The 16,617-nt window shown below is 60.0% G+C and carries 21 protein-coding genes; 13 read left to right on the plus strand and 8 right to left on the minus strand.

The window, feature by feature from the left end:
- Window positions 1-196: 196 nt before the first annotated feature.
- From A3OQ_RS0103085 to A3OQ_RS0103120, 8 genes are all read left to right on the plus strand, one after another.
- The gene (locus A3OQ_RS0103085) at window positions 197-784 is read left to right on the plus strand and encodes a cob(I)yrinic acid a,c-diamide adenosyltransferase (RefSeq protein ID WP_020173890.1); all 588 of its coding nucleotides are present in this window, start codon (window positions 197-199) and stop codon (window positions 782-784) included.
- Between the two features lie 145 nt (window positions 785-929).
- Window positions 930-1,232: a 2Fe-2S iron-sulfur cluster-binding protein gene (locus tag A3OQ_RS0103090; protein ID WP_020173891.1), complete on the plus strand. Its 303-nt coding sequence runs from the start codon at window positions 930-932 to the stop codon at window positions 1,230-1,232.
- Between the two features lie 69 nt (window positions 1,233-1,301).
- Window positions 1,302-2,441 (plus strand): NAD(P)/FAD-dependent oxidoreductase, encoded by a 1,140-nt coding sequence (locus tag A3OQ_RS0103095; RefSeq protein WP_040579854.1) that lies wholly within the window; start codon window positions 1,302-1,304, stop codon window positions 2,439-2,441.
- 372 nt (window positions 2,442-2,813) lie between these two features.
- Window positions 2,814-3,563 carry an electron transfer flavoprotein subunit beta/FixA family protein gene (locus A3OQ_RS0103100; protein WP_020173893.1) on the plus strand — a complete coding sequence of 250 codons (750 nt, stop codon included), beginning with the start codon at window positions 2,814-2,816 and terminating at the stop codon, window positions 3,561-3,563.
- Window positions 3,564-4,523, plus strand: a complete 960-nt coding sequence (locus tag A3OQ_RS0103105; RefSeq protein WP_020173894.1) for an electron transfer flavoprotein subunit alpha/FixB family protein — start codon at window positions 3,564-3,566, stop codon at window positions 4,521-4,523.
- A 257-nt stretch (window positions 4,524-4,780) separates the two neighbouring features.
- Window positions 4,781-5,665 (plus strand): 3-hydroxybutyryl-CoA dehydrogenase, encoded by an 885-nt coding sequence (locus tag A3OQ_RS0103110; RefSeq protein WP_020173895.1) that lies wholly within the window; start codon window positions 4,781-4,783, stop codon window positions 5,663-5,665.
- Window positions 5,666-5,825: 160 nt separating this feature from the next.
- Window positions 5,826-6,395, plus strand: coding sequence for an HNH endonuclease (locus tag A3OQ_RS0103115; RefSeq protein ID WP_200860020.1), 570 nt, complete (start codon window positions 5,826-5,828; stop codon window positions 6,393-6,395).
- A gap of 124 nt (window positions 6,396-6,519) precedes the next feature.
- Complete coding sequence (locus A3OQ_RS0103120) at window positions 6,520-7,206, plus strand: glutathione binding-like protein (RefSeq protein ID WP_020173897.1); 687 nt, start codon at window positions 6,520-6,522, stop codon at window positions 7,204-7,206.
- A 108-nt stretch (window positions 7,207-7,314) separates the two neighbouring features.
- Here A3OQ_RS0103120 and tolB read toward each other — a convergent pair whose 3' ends face one another.
- From tolB to tolQ, 4 genes are all read right to left on the minus strand, one after another.
- Entirely contained in the window at window positions 7,315-8,631 is a 1,317-nt protein-coding gene (tolB, locus tag A3OQ_RS0103125; RefSeq protein ID WP_026595444.1) for a Tol-Pal system beta propeller repeat protein TolB, read from the minus strand.
- Window positions 8,632-8,844: 213 nt separating this feature from the next.
- Window positions 8,845-9,879, minus strand: coding sequence for a hypothetical protein (locus A3OQ_RS0103135; RefSeq protein WP_020173899.1), 1,035 nt, complete (start codon window positions 9,877-9,879; stop codon window positions 8,845-8,847).
- Window positions 9,880-9,885: 6 nt separating this feature from the next.
- Window positions 9,886-10,335: an ExbD/TolR family protein gene (locus tag A3OQ_RS0103140; protein WP_020173900.1), complete on the minus strand. Its 450-nt coding sequence runs from the start codon at window positions 10,333-10,335 to the stop codon at window positions 9,886-9,888.
- 24 nt (window positions 10,336-10,359) lie between these two features.
- Window positions 10,360-11,088, minus strand: coding sequence for a protein TolQ (tolQ, locus tag A3OQ_RS0103145; protein WP_020173901.1), 729 nt, complete (start codon window positions 11,086-11,088; stop codon window positions 10,360-10,362).
- Between the two features lie 270 nt (window positions 11,089-11,358).
- Between tolQ and A3OQ_RS24790 the strand changes: the two genes are divergently transcribed.
- Window positions 11,359-11,532, plus strand: a complete 174-nt coding sequence (locus A3OQ_RS24790; RefSeq protein WP_020173902.1) for a hypothetical protein — start codon at window positions 11,359-11,361, stop codon at window positions 11,530-11,532.
- A 19-nt stretch (window positions 11,533-11,551) separates the two neighbouring features.
- On the opposite strand, the gene A3OQ_RS0103155 is transcribed toward A3OQ_RS24790, so the two are convergent.
- The 4 genes from A3OQ_RS0103155 to A3OQ_RS0103170 all read right to left on the minus strand — a co-directional run bounded on the left by A3OQ_RS0103155 (window position 11,552) and on the right by A3OQ_RS0103170 (window position 13,626).
- A complete protein-coding gene (locus A3OQ_RS0103155; RefSeq protein ID WP_244427083.1) occupies window positions 11,552-11,935 on the minus strand; it encodes a GNAT family N-acetyltransferase in 384 nt (127 codons plus the stop codon).
- Window positions 11,936-12,051: 116 nt separating this feature from the next.
- A complete protein-coding gene (locus A3OQ_RS0103160) occupies window positions 12,052-12,339 on the minus strand; it encodes a type II toxin-antitoxin system TacA family antitoxin (RefSeq protein WP_020173904.1) in 288 nt (95 codons plus the stop codon).
- 51 nt (window positions 12,340-12,390) lie between these two features.
- Complete coding sequence (gene ybgC, locus A3OQ_RS0103165) at window positions 12,391-12,825, minus strand: tol-pal system-associated acyl-CoA thioesterase (RefSeq protein WP_020173905.1); 435 nt, start codon at window positions 12,823-12,825, stop codon at window positions 12,391-12,393.
- Window positions 12,826-12,882: 57 nt separating this feature from the next.
- A complete protein-coding gene (locus A3OQ_RS0103170) occupies window positions 12,883-13,626 on the minus strand; it encodes a GyrI-like domain-containing protein (protein ID WP_020173906.1) in 744 nt (247 codons plus the stop codon).
- Window positions 13,627-13,833: 207 nt separating this feature from the next.
- Here A3OQ_RS0103170 and dapF point away from each other — a divergent pair, with 207 nt between their 5' ends.
- From dapF to A3OQ_RS0103190, 4 genes are read left to right on the plus strand one after another with little or no spacing between them, the layout of a single operon-like run.
- Window positions 13,834-14,700 carry a diaminopimelate epimerase gene (gene dapF, locus A3OQ_RS0103175; protein ID WP_026595447.1) on the plus strand — a complete coding sequence of 289 codons (867 nt, stop codon included), beginning with the start codon at window positions 13,834-13,836 and terminating at the stop codon, window positions 14,698-14,700.
- Window positions 14,697-15,959, plus strand: coding sequence for a tRNA (N(6)-L-threonylcarbamoyladenosine(37)-C(2))-methylthiotransferase MtaB (gene mtaB / locus A3OQ_RS0103180; protein WP_020173908.1), 1,263 nt, complete (start codon window positions 14,697-14,699; stop codon window positions 15,957-15,959). The genes dapF and mtaB overlap by 4 nt, the downstream gene beginning before the upstream one ends.
- A gap of 3 nt (window positions 15,960-15,962) precedes the next feature.
- Entirely contained in the window at window positions 15,963-16,253 is a 291-nt protein-coding gene (locus A3OQ_RS0103185) for a nucleotidyltransferase family protein (protein WP_020173909.1), read from the plus strand.
- Entirely contained in the window at window positions 16,250-16,612 is a 363-nt protein-coding gene (locus A3OQ_RS0103190; RefSeq protein ID WP_020173910.1) for a HepT-like ribonuclease domain-containing protein, read from the plus strand. The genes A3OQ_RS0103185 and A3OQ_RS0103190 overlap by 4 nt, the downstream gene beginning before the upstream one ends.
- Window positions 16,613-16,617: the final 5 nt, after the last annotated feature.

Here is a 16,617-nt window from a genome sequence, read left to right on the forward strand (position 1 = left end):
CTCAATCTTCGAGCATCAAATCGCACCCGCTCACGAGTCCATAACCTACAGAGCGGCGGACGGTCAGATAAATCGCAAAACGCCGTCATGCGCGGACTTGATCCGCGCATCCAAGCACAACAGCTTAGCGCCTGGATGGCCGGGTCAAGCCCGGCCATGACGCAGTTGAAAACCTGTTGCCTAAGGTGGAAGCCCCATGGTCGTTTTGTCGAAAATCTATACACGCAGCGGCGATGATGGCACGACCGCTCTCGCCAGCGGCGAGCGACGGCCGAAGGACGATCTACGCATCGAGGCCTATGGCACCGTCGATGAGGCCAATAGCGCCATAGGTCTCGCGAGGCTCTCGACCGCAGATCTGGCGGAACATGCCAAAATCGACGCCATGTTGCTGCGCATCCAAAACGACATGTTCGATCTCGGCGCCGACCTCTCGACTCCCGAGACCCCGATGACACCGCACCACGAGCCCTTGCGGATCTTGGCGTCGCAAGTCATCCGCCTCGAACAGGAGATCGACGAGCTGAACGCGGAATTGACGCCGCTGCGCTCCTTCGTTCTGCCGGGCGGAAGTCCGGCCGCCGCGGCACTGCATCTTGCGCGCACCATCACGCGGCGCGCCGAACGTCTTACGGTCGCACTCTCCGCCACGCCCGGCGAGGTCGTCAGCCCGGCGGCGCTTCAATATTTGAACCGCCTGTCGGATTTTCTCTTCGTTGCGGCGCGCTACAGCAATCGCAAGGGCGAAGCCGACATTCTCTGGGTCCCCGGCGCGCATCGCTGACGGCGCACGGTGTTGTCTTGCCGATTGAGGCGCGTTTCCCGTCTTGACATAGGCTCGATAAGTTATGTTATATCATTTCTAACAACTGAAGGTGATCCGCACGCCGCCTTCGGTTTTTGCGTGAAATCAAAAGACAGGACCAACCATGCCGACCGTAACCATCAAGCCTTCCGGCAAGACCCAAACCGTCGAATCCGGAGCCAGCATTTTGGATGCTATTCTGGCCGCAGGCGAACCGATGGAAGTGAAATGCGACAGGGACGCGAAATGCGAGTCCTGCCATATCTTCGTTCTCGAAGGCAGAAAGAGCCTCGCGAAAATGGGCCGGCCGGAAAGCGAAAAGCTTGATTCGATCATCGGCGTCGGCTCGAAATCGCGCCTCGCCTGCCAATGCATCCTAGGCACCGAGGATGTGACCATCGAATTGCTGGGCGCCCTGTCCGGCTGAGGCCGGAGGCGCTTTCCCTCGAAGAACGATATCCGCACGGCAAGCCATCTCCAGCGGCAGGACCAAACGTTGAGCAGATCCTCTTCTTCCCTGCCGCCGCAGGCTCGCGTGACCGTCGCCATCATCGGCGCCGGTCCCGCCGGTATCGGAATGGCGCGGGTTCTGCGCGATCTCGCCATTCCGCATGTCAGGATTTTCGAGCGCAAATCGATCGGGGCGTCGTTTAAGCTCTGGCCGGGGACCACGCATTTCATCACGCCATCGTTTCCGAGCAATGCCTTCGGTCTCACCGATCTCAATGCGGTGAGCTTCGACAGTTCGCCTGCGCATGTGCTGCGGCGCGAGCATATGACCGGAGCCGAATATGCCATCTATCTCGAAGAAGCGGTCGATGCGTTTGGCCTCGATGTTACGACCGGCATCGACATTTTCGGTCTCGACCCGGACGGCTCCGACATTGTGCTTCATACGAGCCGAGGCGAGGTCCGCACCCGTTTCGTGATCTGGGCCGCCGGCCAGTTTCAATATCCGAATATGGCACTGCCCGGATCGGAGCATGGCATTCATTCGAGCCAGATCCGGCTCTGGTCCGACTATCCCGGCGGCGAAGCCATCGTCGTCGGAGGCTATGAGAGCGGCATCGATGCCGCGATCGGCCTTGCGGCAGCTGGCAAGAGCGTGACCTTGCTCAGCCGTTCGGCGCCCTGGGAAAGCGAGGACGGCGATCCAGGGATCGCCCTCTCGCCCCTGACCTGCCAGCGTTTGAACATGGCGCTTCAGCAAAAGCGGCCGATCAAGCTCGTCGGCGATGCCGATATCGTCCGCATCGAGCGGCACGGCGAACAAGTCGCGCTCCGCACGGCCGACGGCCGGGTCTGGACGACGCAGTCCTTTCCGGTGCTCGCGACAGGCTTTACAGGCAGCACGAGCCTCATCGGCCATTGGCTCGAAAGAGATGGCGAAGGCCACGCAGCTCTCACCGGCCATGACGAATCGACGATCCTGTCCGGCCTGTTTCTGGTCGGGCCGGAGGTCTGCCATCAAGGCCATCCGCTCAGTTTCATCTATGAATTCCGCCAGCGTTTCGCAGCCGTCGGCCACGCCATCGCCGAACGTTTAGGCATCGATACGGCGCCGCTCGACGCCTATCGCGCCCGCAACATGTTTTTGGACGAAGCCGATTGCTGCGCGCATGAAAGCGCCTGCTGAATACCGATAAGACGCCCTCGTCCTTCGAGACGGCCGCTACGCGGCCTCCTCAGGATGAGGGCTTTGAAAGCGCGCAGACCGAAGCCTTCATCCTGAGGAGCCGTTGAAAACGGAGTCTCGAAGGACGAGGACGACTTTTCTCGGCAAAGCCGATGCACGCGCCCAGCGCCGCCGTCCGGCTTTTGCGCCGCGTTGACTCGCAGGGCCCCCGAGACTACCAAGCGCGGCAGCCCATTGCGCTGCAACCGAAGCTTTCAAGCGAGATCTGAAACCGCCCCGGTTTTTGCTGTGAAACCCAATCAAAACATGTGGGAAGAGCGCTTTTCAGACCGTCTGAAAAGCTAGAAGAGCTCTCGCCACCTGGAGCCCGCCATGAAGATCCTGGTCCCCGTCAAAAGGGTGGTCGATTACAACGTCAAGATCAGGGTGAAGCCGGACGGGTCGGGCGTCGATCTCGCCAATGTCAAAATGTCGATCAATCCTTTCGACGAGATCGCGGTCGAGGAAGCCGTCCGGCTGCGCACCAAAGGCGCGGCCACCGAAGTCGTGCTCGTCTCGATCGGTCCGGCGCAGGCCGCGGACACGCTGCGGCACGGCCTGTCGCTCAGCGCCGACCGCGCCATTCTCGTCAAGACCGACGCCCCCGTGGAGCCCTTGGCCGTCGCCAAGATCCTGAAGGCCGTCGCGGAGGCCGAGCAACCGGGCCTCATCATTCTCGGCAAGCAGGCGATCGACGACGATTGCAATCAGACCGGACAGATGCTCGCCGCTTTGCTCGGCTGGGGGCAGGCGACATTCGCCTCGAAAGTCGTGGTCGAGGGCGGCAGCGTCGATGTCACGCGTGAGGTCGACGGCGGCTTGCAGACCCTCTCCCTCAAGCTGCCGGCGATCGTTACGACGGATTTGCGCCTCAACGAGCCGCGCTATCCGTCGCTGCCGAACATCATGAAGGCGCGCAAAGCGACGATCGAGGAAAAGACGCCCGCCGATCTCGGCGTCGATATCACGCCGCGCCTGACGATCTTGAAGACCGTAGAGCCGCCGGGCCGCAAGGCCGGTGTCAAGCTCGCCTCCGTGGCCGAGCTTGTCGACCGTCTCAAAAATGAAGCCGGAGTGCTTTAGATGACCACGCTGCTCTTCGCTGACACCTGCGCCGGCAAGCTCGACGAATCCGCCGCCAAGGCGCTGACCGCGGCCAAGGCGCTGGGCGAACCCGTCCATGTGCTGATCATAGGCACAGACGTCACGGAAGCCGCCGAGGCCGCGGCCAAGCTCGACGGCATCGAGAAAGTGTTGGTGGCGGACGATCCGGTCTACGCCCATGCGCTCGCCGAACCTGCGGCCAAGCTGATCGCCGATCTCGCCAAGGCCTATGGCGCCGTGGTCTCGGGTTCGACGGCGACGGCGAAAAACATCATGCCGCGCGTCGCGGCGCTGCTCGATGTCATGCAGGTTTCCGAGATCGTCAAGGTTCTGTCGCAAGACACGTTCGAGCGGCCGATCTATGCCGGCAATGCGATCCAGACCGTGCAGTCGCACGATGCCAAAAAAGTCATCACCGTGCGCACGGCAGCCTTCCAGGCGAGCGGCGAAGGCAGTCCAGTGCCGATCGAAAAGATCGCAGCCGAGATGATCGCCGGCCTTGGCGATCCGGCGCTTTCCACCTTCAAGGAGGAGAGACTCGAGGTCTCGGCCAGGCCGCCGCTTTCGGGGGCGAGAATCGTCATTTCCGGCGGCCGCGCGATGGAAAGTGCCGATAATTTCAAGAGTTTAATCGAGCCCGTCGCCGATAAACTGGGTGCCGCGATCGGCGCCTCGCGCGCCGCCGTCGATGCCGGCTATGCGCCGAACGACTGGCAGGTCGGGCAAACCGGCAAGATCGTCGCGCCGGATCTCTATATCGCCGTCGGTATCGCAGGCGCGATCCAGCATCTCGCCGGCATGAAGGATTCGAAAGTCATCGTCGCGATCAACAAGGATGCCGAGGCTCCGATCTTCCAGGTCGCCGATTACGGGCTTGTCGACGATCTCTTCACCGTTTTGCCCGCGCTTCGCGACGAACTCGCCAAACTTGGGCGGTAAAGCATCGGACCGAAAAGTGCGAGGCGGTTTTCGGACGAATCCGATGCGACTAAAAAGCCTTAAGGGCGCCGGACCAATTCGATATGAACGTCCGCTGCTCTCAGATCGCTTTCCTCCAAAGCCGTCGTGATCTAAGTCATGGCGGCGAAATAAGACGTTCGGCCTATTTACTTTGCGGGTGAAATGGCTGCCAAAAGGCGTCGATCTAGTTCGAAATCCGCTTCGCCGACAACGCGTTTATGAGATAGGTTCGGACGATGGCCACATTGGATATTCATAAAGTCGGCGTCATCGGCGCCGGGCAGATGGGCTCAGGAATCGCCCAGGTCTGCGCTCAAGCGGGCATGGATGTCGTTCTCCAGGACATCAGCCAGGAGAAGGCGGACGCCGGTCTCGCCGCGGTTTCAAGCAGTCTCGCGAAGCAGGTCGAGCGTCAGCAGATCGACGAGGCGGCGCGCGCCGCCGCTCTGTCGCACATCAAAGCCGCGACCGATTATGCGAGCTTTGCCGATTGCGATCTCGTCATCGAGGCCGCGACGGAAAACGAAGAGCTTAAGCGCAAGATCTTTTCCGGCGTCTGCGCATCGCTGCGGCCCGATGCGATCCTCGCGACAAACACCTCGTCGATCTCGATCACCAGACTCGCCTCGGTGACCGACCGCGCCGAGCGGTTCATCGGCATTCACTTCATGAACCCCGTGCCGCGCATGCAGCTCGTCGAGCTGATCCGCGGGATCGCGACGGAGGATTCGACCTTCGAATCCGCCAAGGCACTCATCGCGCGGCTCGGCAAGGTGGTGACGGTCGCCGAGGATTTCCCGGCCTTCATCGTCAACCGCATCCTGCTCACCATGATCAACGAGGCGGTCTATACGCTTTACGAGGGCGTCGGCTCGGTCGACGCGATCGATACGGCCATGCGGCTCGGCGCCAATCATCCGATGGGGCCCTTGCAGCTCGCCGATTTCATCGGCCTCGACACCGTGCTCTCCGTCATGCAGGTCCTTCACGAGGGCCTGGCTGATTCGAAATACAGGCCTTGCCCGCTGCTCGTAAAATATGTCGAGGCGGGCTGGCTCGGCCGCAAAGCCCAGCGCGGATTTTATGATTACCGCAGCGGGACCCCGGTTCCGACCCGCTGATTCGGGCATTTGCGCGGCCCGAGCCGCCCCGAGCCCCTTCCACGTCCTTGTTCCCCTGCGACAATCTGGCCTTCACAAGAGGGTCACGAGATTCTATAGAATGGCGCCAGCAAGGTAACCGGGCCCAATAGCTAGGGCCCGCAGGAACGGGGTGCCGGATTTGACGGTTCACTTCCAGCCTACGGTGTCGCCGGAAGCGTGTCCGGCACTCGTGCTCAACGCCGACTTCCGGCCTCTGAGCTACTATCCTCTGTCTCTATGGTCCTGGCAGGATGCGATCAAAGCGGTTTTCCTCGACCGTGTGAACATCGTGTCCCAATACGACAAGACGGTTCGAAGTCCGAGCTTCGAAATGCGGTTGCCGTCAGTCGTATCCTTGAAGACCTACATAAAACCGTCCCGCCATCCCGCCTTCACGCGGTTCAACGTTTTCCTCCGGGATCGCTTCACCTGCCAATATTGCGGGGCGCGCGAGGAACTCACATTCGATCATGTCGTGCCGCGTTCGAAGGGCGGCACCACCACCTGGGAAAATGTCGTCGCAGCCTGTTCGTGCTGCAACCTGCGCAAAAGCGACCGGCTTCCCGATGTGGCGCGCATGTGGCCGGCCAAAATGCCCTATCAGCCGACGATTAGCGATCTGCATCAAAACGGCCGCCACTTCCCGCCGAATTATCTGCACGAAAGCTGGATGGATTACCTTTATTGGGATTCCGTGCTGGAGCCGTAAGACGGATGGAAGCAACCACCCGTCGCACTTTTGCGTGAAAGCATTTGCTTAGCTGGACTTCATCTTCCGATTTCATCGCCGCGGCTTAAATAGACCGTAGCATCTGCGATTGCGGGAGAACGGCATGATTGAACTCTATTATTGGACCACCCCCAACGGCCACAAGATCACGATGTTTCTTGAAGAGGCAGGCCTCGATTACGAGATTCATCCGGTCAATATCGGCAGGGGCGAGCAGTTTACGCCGGAGTTTCTCGCGATCGCCCCCAACAATCGCATGCCCGCGATCATCGATCGCAATCCAGCCGACGGCGGCGAACCGATCCCGGTCTTCGAATCGGGCGCCATCCTGCTTTATCTCGCCGACAAGACGCGCTCCTTCATTCCGCAGGACATACGCGGCCGTGTGGCGGCGCTCGAATGGCTCTTCTGGCAGATGGGCGGCCTTGGCCCCATGGCTGGCCAGAACCATCATTTCTCGCAATATGCGCCGGAAAAGATTCCCTATGCGATCAATCGCTATGTGAACGAGACGAACAGGCTCTATGGCGTGATGAACAAGCGCCTCGCGAAAGAGAGTTTTCTCGCCGGCGATTATTCGATCGCGGATATGGCGGCCTATCCCTGGATCGTGCCTTACGAGAAACAGGGCCAGAAGTTAGAGGATTTTCCGCATTTGAAGCGCTGGTTCGAGGCAATTGCCGCGCGGCCCGCGACGCAGCGCGCCTATGCCAAGGCTGAAGAGATCAATCCGGCGCAGCCGCCGATGGACGACGAGGCAAAGAAGGTCCTGTTCGGGCAGAAAGCGTAACGCAATGATTGACCGTCATTGCGAGGAGCACAGCGACGAAGCAATCCATATTATCCGAGTGACGATCTGGATTGCTTCGCTTTGCTCGCAATGACGGTCCCCTGATTGCTAATTCAGCAGCGGGCTCCAGGCCGGATCCGACGCATAGGACGGCGTCGGCACCTGAAATTCCTGGCGTCCGAAAATATCGCACATGAAAATCTTCGCCCCCGATTGGCCGCCGGGATCGCGGAAGAACATTAAGAAAAGCCCGTTCGGCGCCCAGGTCGGCCCTTCATTGTGAAAGCCTTCGGTCAGGATGCGCTCGCCCGAGCCATCCGGCTTCATCACGCCGATTGCAAAGGCACCGGCCTTCTGCCGCGTGAAGGCGATGTAATCGCCTTTCGGCGACCACACCGGCGTCGAATAATGACCGTCGCCGAAGGAAAGGCGCTTCGCGCCACCGCCGCCGGCCGACATCACATAGACCTGCTGCGAGCCGCCGCGATCCGATTCGAAGACGATCTGCGACCCGTCGGGCGAATAGGACGGCGATGTGTCGATCGCCGAGGAATCCGAAATCCGCGTCGTCGTGCGCGAACGCAGATCCATCGTATAAAGATTCGACGACGAGCCCTGCGCGAGCGACATCACGATCTTTTGTCCATCGGGGGAGAAGCGCGGCGAAAAGGTCATGCCCGGAAAATTGCCGACCACTTCGCGCTGGCCCGTCTCTATATTGAGAAGCAGCACTTTCGGGTCAGAGGTGCCGAAGGACATATAGGTTACGTCCTGCGACGACGGCGAGAAGCGCGGCGTCACCACGAGATCGTCGCCACGCGTCAGATAGCGCACATTGGCGCCGTCTTGATCCATAATGGCCAATCTCTTGCGGCGATGTTCGGCCGGCCCGGTCTCGTCGATGAAGACGACGCGCGAATCGAAAAAGCCCTTCTCCCCGGTGATGCGCGAGAAGATCGCATCGGCGATGATATGCGCCACGCGGCGCGAATTATTCGGATCCGTGACATATTGCTGGCCCGCGACCTGGGCGCCGGTCGAGACGTCCCAAAGCCGGAATTCGCTTTGCGAGCGTCCATCGCCGCTGCGCCCCGCCCGCCCCGTTACAACGAATTGCGCATTGATCCCGCGCCAGCCATCCATATGCGGCGGCTGATCGGGATTGCTGATCCGTTCCGGGAAACTGCCGGGGTCGAGCGGTACGAGAAAGACCGAGCGCTTGAAATTATCGGTGATGATCGATGTGAGTTGCGCCGCATTGCCCGACTCGCCGCCGAAATCCGTGACGGCGACCGAGACCGGCTTGAACTGGCTACCTGGCCGCACATCGAGATAGCGGTCCTGCGCATAGGCCGGAAAGCCCGGCGCGAGCGCCGTGCCAAGCAGCAATCCCGCAGCGGAACGGCGCGTAAGAGTAAAGACCATTTCGTTCATGTCCTTGGCTCGGGAGCAGTTGAGATCAGGCCGAAGGGAGGGCGGTGGCAGCCAGCAGGGCGGGATGCGAAAAAGTGGATATTGGCTTTTCGCATAAATTCCGCTCTGAATTATCGGACTCGATCACGATGATTTCGCATCGATTCGACCCGAAATCATCGTGATCTAGCCTGCAAGGAAATCGGCCGGCACTATGCAATTGCATCATGACATTTCATCGGGGTCGAAGCGCACGATCCTGCCTTTCCACTGGTCGTAGAAAGGCTGATAGATCGCTGGAATATGCAGCGGATTGCAGCGCCTTATCGCCCGCAACGCGCTGTCGGCAAGATTGCGCATCGCCGGATCGGATGGCGGGTTCAACAGAGCCGGCTGGCCGATCAAAGTGCCGTCCTGAGCATATTGCACGCGCACTTCCGGCACATATTTCTGCTGGCCGGCAAGGCCGATATAACTCCAGCATTGCTTATATTGATCCTGGAGAAGCGCATCCAGCTGACCCCAGAGCGACGGCGACATTTTGGCGGCGTTCGCATTGGCCGCGCCGAGCGACGCCACCTGTTGAAGCTGCGCACCCGTCGAAGCCTTGCGTTGCGCCGCCTCCTTGCTCAACAAGCGGTTGATGTCGGCCACGTCGAACTTGTGCGCTTCCGCCTCCTCGCCCGATTTCGGCTTGGATTGCGCCTTGTCCGGCTGCTTCGGCTGCTCCTTCTGCTTTTGCTGTTCAAGAAGCTTGGCCAATTGATCCGGCTTGAACTCCGGCTTTTTCGGCTCTTCCTTCGGCGGCTCGGGCCGCGGCGGCGGCTTTGGCACCACGGCTTCGGCATCCACCTCCGGCGGCTTCTCCTCCGGCCGCGGCGGCGGAACCGGCGCCGGCTTCACCGGCTCGGCTTTGGCCTCGGCTGGTTTCGGCGGCTCGCCCTCGCCGGGATCGGCCTCATGCTTCATGGGCGGCGGCGGGGTTGGAATGTCGCGCTTGGCTTCGGCAACCGGCGGCAGCGGCTTGGTCTCGGTGATCTCTGCGACCTTATCGGCCCGTGGCAGCGGTTTCACCTCCTTCGCCGTCTTGTCGCCCTTCATGACCTCATTGAATTGCTGGTCGCTCACCGTTTCGATCGAGACCGACTCCTGCGCATCGTCGAATTTCCGGGTCTGAGCGAAACTCAGCAAAGTCGCAACCAGCAGCGCCGCGTGGGCGGAGCCGGATAAGACATAGCCGGGACGATTCGATAGCGACATGTCGGTTCAGTTCTTGCTCGGGTCCGTGACCAAAGCGACCTTCTTGTAGCCGGCACCCGTGATGATCGTCATGACCTCGGCGACACGGCCGTAATTCACATTGCTGGCGCCGCGCACATAGATGCGTTCGTCGTATCCGTTCTTGGCGGCATCCTTCAATCTATCGGCCAGTTGTTCGACGGGGACGGGTTTGTCCATGAGATAGACCATGCCCTTGTCGTCAACGGCGACGGCCAGGGGCTGATGATCGACATTGAGTGCCGCCGCTTTGGTGTGCGGCAGATCGATCGGAACGCCGGTTGCGAGCAAAGGGGCCGCGACCATGAAAATGATGAGCAGGACGAGCATGACGTCGATGAAGGGCGTCATATTGATATCGGCCATGGCGCCGTAGCGCGGGACGCCGCGGCGTCTGCGTCCCCCTTTGCGACCTCCGGCAGCTGCCGTCATGCCCATATGTATTACCCCCGAGCTATGAGATCAGGCCGCTCTTTCGCGGACCGCGTGCTGATCGATCTGACGTGACAGGATCGACGAGAATTCATCGGCGAAGCCTTCGAGCCGCGCCTGCTTCTTTGCGACGTCGCCTTGCAGCTTGTTATAGGCGATCAAGGCCGGGATGGCCGCGAAAAGCCCGATGGCAGTTGCAAACAAAGCTTCTGCAATACCCGGCGCCACGACGGCGAGCGAGGTGTTGCGCGAGGCGGCGATCGAGCGGAAGGCCGTCATGATGCCCCAGACCGTTCCAAACAGGCCGACAAAGGGGCCGGCGGAAGCAACCGTCGCCAGAACCAGGAGGTTGGATTCAAGCTTTTCGACCTCGCGCGCGATCGAAACGTCGAGGACTTTTTCGATACGCGCCTGAAGCCCCATGAAGGACGAGGCGGCAGTCTGGAACGAACGTTTCCATTCGCGCATCGCCGCGACGAACAAGGTCGCCATGCCGCTCGTCGGTTGCGAAGAGAGACTGGTGTAGAGCTCCTCGAGCGAGGTGCCCGACCAGAAGACCTGTTCGAACCGGTCCATCTCGCGCTGTGTCTTGGAAAAGAGGATCGCCTTATTGACGATGATCGCCCAGCACCAGACGGAGGCGCCGAGAAGGCCCAGCATCACCAGTTTGACGACGAAATGCGCCGACCAGAACATGCCAATCAGGGTGACCTCGGCGACCGGCGCGAGATCAGGCGAGGCTAAATCTGTGGGGTTCATCAGGATCGTCCTTCAGAAAATGGGCGCGGTTTTTCAGGCAAAAATTTCAGGATCAACTGTCCTTACCTGGAAATCCGTCATTTGTGGGGCTCAGGCAGCGGTTCGACCGCTCAAACCCTCGCCATGAAGTTAAGCCTCCAGCAAGGTTAAGGAGAGGTTTAGAATAGCATGGATTGGCTGCAAACACCTGCCTAGCTGGAGCGTCACAGTGACGGTTTATTCAGCCATCTGAGAGAAGATGATCGGGAGCGGGCGCGAAAAGGAGCCAAGGTGAGCCACGACCATCATCATCATCGCGAGAGGTCAAAGCCCGCCGCATCCTCCCCCGATTGGCGGCGCATTCATCATTCGCCGTTGTTTTGGGTCGGCGTGGTTTTATTTCTGGCCGCGATCTCGATCTATGTTCTGACCAACGATCTGTCGTGGCGGCCGCGGGCGCAATGAAATGCCGATGGCCAAAGCCCTAATCCATTGAGCCCTTTTTGGCGGTGCCAAGCGATAAATACAAAGTATCGGGAGAACTCGTCAAAGACCTAAATCCTTCGTGCCGATAGAAAGCAACGGCCTTTTCTGTCTTGGCTTTGACAATGATCGCGAAGGCCTTCGTGTCGCGATTGAGAGCACGCAGCGCAGCGTCAGCAAGCAAAATGCTTCCGAGTCCGTTACCATGAAAGCGCTGATCGACTGCGAGACGCCCGACAAGAGCTGCCGGCAAAATCGGATATCGCGGCAAACGTTTTAGAACTTCGAGCGGCAAATCACCCGCTAGCACGCTGGTTGCGGCAAGCGTGTAATAGCCCGCAACTGCGCGTGTCGCGGTTTCGACTGCAACGAAACAGCTCGCCATAAGGCGTTTGACATCCTGCGAGGCTAATTCGCGGAGGTACCGATCGAGTGGTTCGACTCCGCAAGAGAAGGCCGAACGATCATGAGCACCAAGGGGATCGATGACGAACTTGCCCGTCACCGCGCCCCTTTGATCAATTCACGGTGGCGCCGAAAAGCGCGGCGGAGCGCGGGGGTCGGTTCCGGCGGATTGAGGATCGCTTCGGCAAAGGCCCGCTGATCCTCGACCGAGAGACGGATGATCTGGGTCTCCTCGATCGTACGATTGGCGGCCTCCTGCGCGGCCGTGACAACGAAGTCGCTCACGCTGCGGCCCTGGATTTCAGCAGCGCGTTTGACGACTGCGAGCGCCTCGGGGGTGATGCGGGCTTCGATACGCGCCGTGCGGTTTTGTTCTTGAGCCATGGTCTTCTCCTGGCCAAAATGTACGGTAAATACCCTGACATTACAAGGGCCTCAAACCGCGTGGCCGGCCAGTTTCGCTGTCAGATCCGCGGGCAGGCGCCGCGCCCGGCCCTCGGCCACCAGCGCGATTTTCACCTTGGCAGCCAGAAGGATGTCCTCCTTGCGCAAAATCCGCTGATCCATCTTGATCGAGGCGCCGCCCAAATCCGCGATAATCGTCTCGACGATCAATTCGTCGTCCATTCGCGCCGGTTTTAGAAAATCGAGGCTCATCGCGCGGACGACGAAATAAGAGGCGACACCGGCCTCGCCTGCGAACAATACGCTTTGGTCGACGCCGCGCGCGCGCAAAAGCTCGGTCCGGCCGCGCTCCAAAAAACGCAGATAGGACGCATGATAGACGCTGCCGGAAAAATCCGTGTCCTCGTAATAGACGCGGAGCGGCAGCAACCCGGGTTTGGCGGCGGGCAAGACGGAAGAAGTCATCCCGCCTTTATGAGCATCGCCCCCTGATGCGCAAGACCCTCGCGCATCCGGCCTTGCTCACTTGATGAAGACGTAAATATCGACTTCCAGCGCCTGATCGTCGGAGTTTTTCGTTTCGGTCAGATATTCCTCGATGAAGAGGTTCTGCGCCTCGAGACCTTTTTCATCGAGATAGGCGGTGATGAGATCATAGGTCGAATCGATATCGTCATAGGCGCCGCGATGCTGGAATTTGATCGCCTTGCCCGCAGGAGAATCGCCGATCTTCACGTCGTTTGAGAGTTCGGTCTTGCCCTCGGGCTTTCCGGTTAGGGGGACCATGGCCTCATAGCTGAAGCCATTGTCGTTCGTCTCGGTGAAGACGGCGATCGCTTTGCCGCCTTGCTTCAATCCGGCCTTGGCGATTTCCGCCTCGACCGTGGCGATCGATTTCATGATCGACTTGAAGCCCGAATCCCAATCGGATTTGGCACGCAGCAAGGCGACCGGGCGCGACGGAATATCGAGCGTCTGCGTCGTGGCATCGTCGGGAATGCCAGGAACGCCGGGTGCGCCCTTGGTTTCCGTGTCGGGCGCAGGTGTCGCGGGCGCGGTAGCCGAAGGCGGCGAGGCGGGCGTCGCGGGGGCCGGGGTCGCCGGGGCTGGGGATGCGGGCGAAGCGGCCTGGGGTTCGGCTTTCGGCTCCGTCACCGGCACGGCCGTTTGCGCAAAAGCCGGTTGCGGGCTGACGCCGCAGGCGAAAAGAACCGCTCCGCAGAGGAGCGCAGCACCGAAAATATGCCTGATGCTAGCGGATTTCATGCGGCGCGCTCCCCTCTCACGTAAGGCTCAGTTTTTAGCGATTTCCCGCCAGAAGCCCCGACTTTCGTCAGTTTCGCCTGCCAAGATTGCCAAGGAATGTCACGGCACCGGTCTTGCCCGCGGTTTTGGCCGGAGGCGCCGATAAGCCATGACTATCAGCCGGTTTTTTCTTATATCATGTCCGAACCGGAGATGAACGGCCGCCCCATGAGCCCGCTTGCGAAAAAGACAGTGACGAAAATGAACGGGCTCGGCAACGAGATCCTCATTCTCGATCTGCGCGGCACCGATCTTTCGGTGACGGCTGAAGAGGTGCGTGCCATCGGCCGCGGCGAAGGTCTCAAATTCGATCAGTTGATGGTGCTTTTCGATTCCCGCGCGAAAGATACCGACGCTTTTATGAAAATCTACAATATCGACGGGTCGGAATCCGCCACATGCGGCAATGGCACACGCTGCGTCGCCTGGTGGCTGCTGCGTGGCACAAGCCGCGATCACCTCACGCTGGAGACGGCGGCTGCGCGGCTTGTCTGCCACCGCAAGGGCGAGTGGAGCTTTTCCGTCGGGATGGGACAGCCGCGCTTTGCCTGGGACGAGATTCCGCTGCGCGGCCCGGTGCCGGACACGGACCACGTTACCTTAGCGCTTTCGCCGCCCGTTGCTTTGCCGGAAGCCACGCTCGTCAGCATGGGCAATCCACATGCTGTGTTTTTCCTGAGCGGTGCCGGGACGCATGATCTCGCAACCCTCGGACCTCTGCTCGAACATCATCCGCTCTTTCCGGAGCGCGCCAATATTTCTTTCGCGCGGGTCGTGTCGCCGGACCATATCATCCTGAATGTTTGGGAACGCGGCACGGGATTGACGCAAGCCTGCGGTTCGGCCGCTTGCGCCACGCTCGTCGCGGCCGTCCGGCGCGGTCTTAGTGCGCGGGCCGCGCGCATCACCTTGCCCGGCGGCGATCTTCATATCGCCTGGCGCGAAAACGATGGCGAGGTCGAGATGACGGGCCCCGTCGCCTTCGAATATGAGAAGAGTCTCGATCCCCTGCTCTTCGCGGGTCTCGCCGCGTGAGTGTCTCCCAAACGATTGAGACAGTCACATTCGGCTGCCGCCTCAATCTCGTCGAATCCGAAGCCATGCGGCGCGAGGCCATCGCGCAGGGCCGCAGCAATCTCGTCATCGTCAATACGTGCGCGGTGACGGCCGAAGCCGTCCGCCAGGCAGGGCAGACGATCCGGCGCTTGAAGCGGGAACACCCGGGCAAGGAAATCATTGTGACAGGCTGCGCCGCGCAGACCGATCCGCAGCGCTTCGCCGCCATGCCGGAAGTTTCCCAAGTGCTCGGCAATGCCGGCAAAGCCGCGTCTGAGACTTGGCGAAGCGAGTCAAAGAGCCATGCGGTTCAAGACATCATGGCACGCTCACCAGACCCCTTGCCGCTCGTCGAAGGCGTCGAAGACCATACGCGCGCCTTTCTCGGCGTGCAGACAGGATGCGATCACCGCTGCACTTTCTGCATCATTCCCTATGGACGCGGACCGTCGCGCTCAGTCCCGCAAGATGAGATCGTCGCAGCGGCGCAGCGGCTCGCTGCGCAGGGCTTCCGCGAAATCGTTTTGACCGGCGTCGATCTCACCTCCTATGGCGACGATCTCGCGGGCCGCCCGCGACTCGGACAACTCGTCAAAACCATCCTCGCCGCCGTGCCGGATCTGCCGCGCCTGCGGCTCTCATCGGTCGATTGTATCGAGATCGACGGTGACCTCTTCGATGCCATCGCGCATGAACCCCGGCTTATGCCGCATCTGCATCTTTCGCTGCAAGCCGGCCACGACCTTACCTTGAAGCGCATGGGCCGGCGGCATTCGCGTAGAGCGGCTATCGAACTCTGCGCGAATCTCAAACGCCTTCGGCCCGATACGACCTTCGGTGCCGATCTCATCGCGGGCTTTCCCGGCGAGACGGACGAGATGTTTCAAGCGACTCTCGATCTGATCGAAGAGTGCGATCTGACTTATCTTCATGTCTTTCCGTTTTCGGCACGGCCCGGCACGCCCGCCGCGAAAATGCCGGCGCTTCCGGGCGCCGTCGTGAAAGAACGCGCGAGGCTTTTACGCGATGCAGGCGATGCAGCCTTGGCTGCGCATCTCGTCCAACATGTCGGGCGGCGCTTGAGCATCCTCACCGAACGCGGCGGTACCGGCCGGGCGCAAGATTTTTCGTTGGTTCAGGTGGGCGATGTGCCTGCGGGGCTCTTGATCGAAAGAGAAATTGTGGCAAGTGACGGAAAAATGCTCGTCGCAGCTAAAGACTTTTATGCTAACTTCTGACCTATGAAACCTTCGATCGCCCTCAATGCACACCGCGAAGACATTCGCAGGATTGTCGCTGCCAACCGCGGGCTGAATCCACGCGTATTTGGTTCGGTCTTACATCAAGAAGATAATGAAAATAGCGACCTCGATTTGCTGATCGACGCGGCGGATGGATTAAGCTTGTTCGATATGGCGACGATTGCTTTGGCCATCGAAAAGCTGATCGAAGCGAAAGTCGATGTAAGAACTCCTGAGGATTTGCCAATAAAATTTCGGAGCGTGGTTCTTGCCGAAGCGCGGCCGGTATGACGGGGGAAAAAGCCGCACGCGTCATCGACTATATAGATCACATTATAGAGGCGATCGTGCGTATTGAAAATTATGTCAACGGCTTCGATCAAGCGTCATTCATGGAAAGTACTCTTGTTCAGGACGCAGTTATTCGTAACATCGAAATTATCGGAGAGGCCGCGAATAAAATAAACGCGGTCGATGTTACTTTTTGGGAAACCCATCCGAATTTGAGGCTCGATGCCGCCTATAAAATGCGTAACAGCTTGGTGCATGGATATTCGACGGTGAACCTGATTACGGTCTGGAATACCGTGCAAAACGATTTGCCCGTTTTGAAAACGGAAATGACGGATTTACAAAACAGGTTGCTTTGACCTGA

Source organism: Methyloferula stellata AR4 (assembly GCF_000385335.1).
In the GTDB taxonomy this organism is placed as follows: Bacteria; Pseudomonadota; Alphaproteobacteria; order Rhizobiales; family Beijerinckiaceae; genus Methyloferula; species Methyloferula stellata.